We start from the raw sequence: 4240 nt of genomic DNA, 5'->3' as shown, positions 1-4240 counted from the left end.
TTCTTTCCCGTCTGGATAGGTTAGCTTCGTTACCCGATCTGCCGCATCATACGTATATCCAATGCTCTGACCCCATGCTCCTGTAACTGCCGTTACTCTTCCGAGGTCATCATAGGTCCGTGTGGTTGTTACCTCATTTTCGGTTACGGTGGTCATGTTGCCGTTGAGATCATAGTCTAGCTTCGTTGTTCCTACTTCATCTACTAATTCGATGAGCTGGCCTGCCGCATCGTATCGGTAGTCCGTTCGTTGTCCTCGGGCATTCGTTCTTTCGTTCCGCCAACCACGCTCATCGTACCCATACTTCAGCACGCTATTGGCTGCATTCTTCTCGGACGTTAGCAATCCACTTCGATCATACTGCAGTTCTGTACGATTCGCATTCGCATCGATATAGGCTGTAAGCCGGTCTTCCCCGTCGTATTCTTGGCGATAAACAGCTAAGTCCGCCTCGATTACTTCGATCAAGCGAGAAGCCGCATCATAGCTCATACGGGTTACCCGTCCCAATGCATCCTGTTCCTCTACCGGCTGGTATAGCGCATTGAAGCGAATGTTCTTCGTATGCTTCAATCCGTCCGTTTCGGCAATCGGGTTGCCTGCGGCATCATAGGTCAATTCTTTGACGATTCGACCTTCACCGTCGATGGCCGACTTCATGCGTCCGGCGCCATCATACGTGTACTGAACTTCACGATCTAACGGATCTATGACCGTGAGGACGCGTCCTGCACGATCATACCGAAGTTTGGTCGTTTCACCTACGGCATTACGATGTTCTTCTAGCCGATCCTCTGCATCGTACCGATAACGAACAGTCTGTCCTAACGCATTCGTCACGGATTCCAATGTTCCTGTCGGCGTGTACCGATAGACCGTCGCTTTGCCAGAAGGGTTCGTCTGCTCCAACATTCGATCAAATGCATCATAGCTGAAATGCCACTTGCGCCCGAGTGGATCGGTGAGCACAGACAGATTATCGTTGGCATCGTAGGTATGGCATGTCTGTCCTCCCAATGGATCCTCGAGCATGGTGATGCGGCCAACGGTATCATAAGAGATCTGTGTGGCTCTGCCTTCGCCGTCTTCCATCGTCGACAGTTCACCCACATCATTGTAATGGTAACGGTGCAGTACGCCCGTGAAATCGCGGTAGGTTGCACGTTGTCCTTGAGCATTGTAGGTGATTTCACTCGTCGTTCCTTCGGGACGGGTCATGCCCACTAAGCGCTGTTGTTCATCGTAAGTATATTGTGTCGTGTGTCCTTCAGCGTTCGTTTCTTGATCTAACAAATGCTCATGATTATATGTGAAGCTCGTGATATCTCCTAGTGGATTGATCACACGAATCAGGTGACCTTGATCGTCGTATTCATAACGTATGGTTTCACCTAACGCATTATTTAAACTGGTCGTCACCAGATTGCTTCCTTCGTCGTAACAATCGCTTTTATGTTTAGTTCTGTTGCGGACAAAATCAAATTATTTGATTTAGCCACCCCTACTATTAATGGTCGGGCTATCTATCTCAAAAGATGCTTTGCCTTTTCATCCTCCCTATCGGGGCGGCGTACTCTACAGTTGCGTAGTATTTTGAAAATCCTGCGAGAAAGCGAACATAACAAAAAACAGGTCAATTATGGTGGTATCTGACCATAATCGACCTGTCCAATGTAACGGAATAGCGTTATTTAGGTTATAAAATTCAAGCGTTGATGTGCGTACAAACGAAATGGAGATAAATTTATATGGTTATTAAAAGGGTTATTTGGTTTTATTGTTTGAATAGTTTGTTCATTCGACACTGATCGCCCCTCCGAAGAAAGAGCCTTGGGAACAACCTCAAGGCTCTAAGTAAATCTTATTTATAAATCACATTACATTTCCAGGAAGGATGTTCGTCGTTGAATTTGCTTAAAAGGCTAGACAGGATTTGTGAGTCCTCAGGTAGAACGATATTGAGTTTATCCCATCCTTCAAAACTAAGAGTCTCAGGCAATTCAACTAATCCTGTAATTGCATCCCAAAACGCATCCCAGTTCATTCCGTAAAAATCCGGAAATTCCAATTCTTTCTTTAATAGAGAATGGAATTCCTTCGAGTCTTGAATATTACCAACATCTAAAGATACCATTTCTTTTCTTAAATCATCTTCATATGAAGTCAATGTTTATCATTCCTTTACTTGTAAGTTCCGATAAGGTTAACTGTTTCATAGTGGTCATTTGTAATATACATTTGTCCATCGTTGGAGTACAACAGCCTTGTTCCAGGTTGCTTACTTCTAGACATGGTATTACTAAGACCAATATCCGCCTCATACCAAACCCTTCCGGGTGCTTCCGGCAGTACTTTGGTTGTATTTTGAAATACATCCCCACCAACTTGTCCACCTTGGACGGAGTTATTTAATGCTTTCCCTGGTCTCCAACCATTCTGTTCAGCTACAGTTTTTGTAATATAGTTTGAAGGTAATTGACCCGTTTGTCTTAAACTATCAACTATGGGGTTTGCGGCTTCTTCTGCTTTTAATAATTCCTTGTACTTAGCAAATTGTGCAATGTTATCTGCACCATTACCCGTCCCCTCAGGTACCCCACTAGGACAAGTCCCCTTCATTAATCCCAACGGATCAATAAAACGAATCAGATCTCCGTTAACATACGCGTAGCGATTCAGGGTCTGCCCATCCATCAGATCTCCACGTAAGATATCTCGGTTCAAGAACCGTTGTAAGACTGGATGGTAGTACCATGCTCTCATATATTAGAGGGTAAGACGGCTAGCCTAGTACGTATCCTTACCTGTATATGTTGACTGGTCTTCACCAGATTTCTTTCCTGCACCATAACCATCACTGTAAGGGTCAGTTATGTTGCGGACAAAGTGCTCTTTACTTTGTCTGTCTATACTCTAGTTGTCGTGCCTAACATTCTTCCCACCATCTCTATCGCCACAGGTTATTCTACAATTGCGAATTGAATTTGAAAAAAACGCAAGAAAACGAAGATAACAAAAAACAGGTCAATCATGGTGGTATCTGACCATAATCGACCTATTCAACGTAACGGAGTATCGTAATTTAGGGTATAAAATTCAAGCATTGCTGTGCATACAACCGAAATGGAAAAATATTCATTTCGGAATTACATGGGTTAAATGTGTTATTGGTTGAATGATTGGTTTATTCAGCACTGGGTATCCACCTGGTAACAAGGAAACATATCACTTTATATAGCCTGCTATCTTAAGAAATTTAATATTTGCAGGAATAAGAAGTTCTTGTCTTAGGAACTCTTCATCAGCTGTGTCAGTGAAAGAGCATGTTTCACAATGTCTATACAATCTTTCGTTACTGATATCAGTAACGATTCTAAGATGGTCACTATTACATTGTGGACAGACTTCTAATGATGTAAAAGTTATGATATCTTTCACCAGGTTTGATATCCTTCGTAAGACTTCAAATTCTGACTTAGGTGTTCGGCTAATGTAGCTTTGAACAATTAAATTGAAATCGTCCCCCGTAGAGCCTATAACATACATTTCAGGGTCAATAGTAGTGATAAATCGGAAAAATTTAATTTCATTTTCCGAAGTAAGGTTCTTACTGTTTCGTTGTCCTTCGTTCAATATTTGGTTAATTGTCTCCTGATTACTTTTAACTATTTCAACTAACCGACATAAAAAACTAGTCAAATTCATATTCTTGATTTCTGAAAACAACTCCACTGTCTCTGACCATAATATATTACTTCCCCTTTTATTATTCATCATCTACAGCCTTTCACAGATAAAATATAAATTCATTAAATGGGGGCAAAGATATGCCCCCATCACTGACTGTATCATTTTGGAGCTGGTACTGGGTAAGTGGTAACCACATTACCTCTACTATCCGTTAAAACTTGTATCCATGTAGTTCCCGTGCCACCAACACCAGGAATGCTTGGTTTTACAGTGCCGACAACTTGTCCAGTATTAACTATTCGAGAATACTGCCCTGAATCCAGTACTGTAGCAGGTGTCTGAATTACATCTTTTCTACCTAAAATACTTTTCACTTCACCCTGACTAACAGAAAATTGCCCTGCATTTTTCCCTGGAGTAAAGTGTCGGTCAACAACATGTTCCCAACCTGCATTTTGAGAAGGACTAAATCTAGTAGGTCCATTGGCGATGTTAATACGATTCTGTACGACGCCAGGAATCTTCGCAACATCACAAGTCCCCTTCATTA

The 4240-nt window shown here is 42.2% G+C and carries 3 protein-coding genes and 2 pseudogenes; all 5 read right to left on the bottom strand.

Annotated features, from left to right (window positions below; genetic code table 11):
• Positions 1-1419 (bottom strand): annotated as a pseudogene (locus tag PGLA_RS25305) (RHS repeat-associated core domain-containing protein); the annotation flags it as partial.
• A 442-nt stretch (positions 1420-1861) separates the two neighbouring features.
• Complete coding sequence (locus PGLA_RS25300) at positions 1862-2167, bottom strand: barstar family protein (protein ID WP_068537988.1); 306 nt, start codon at positions 2165-2167, stop codon at positions 1862-1864.
• A gap of 14 nt (positions 2168-2181) precedes the next feature.
• Positions 2182-2763, bottom strand: a complete 582-nt coding sequence (locus PGLA_RS25295) for an RHS repeat-associated core domain-containing protein (RefSeq protein WP_145939673.1) — start codon at positions 2761-2763, stop codon at positions 2182-2184.
• A gap of 462 nt (positions 2764-3225) precedes the next feature.
• Positions 3226-3777: a hypothetical protein gene (locus PGLA_RS28685; protein WP_068537987.1), complete on the bottom strand. Its 552-nt coding sequence runs from the start codon at positions 3775-3777 to the stop codon at positions 3226-3228.
• Positions 3778-3848: 71 nt separating this feature from the next.
• A pseudogene (locus PGLA_RS28290) lies at positions 3849-4240 on the bottom strand (T7SS effector LXG polymorphic toxin); the annotation flags it as partial.

Source organism: Paenibacillus glacialis (assembly GCF_001637205.1).
GTDB lineage: Bacteria > Bacillota > Bacilli > Paenibacillales > Paenibacillaceae > Paenibacillus_AQ > Paenibacillus_AQ glacialis.
Note: the sequence above shows the minus strand (reverse complement) of the source record. Positions and strands in the feature narration are given on the sequence as shown.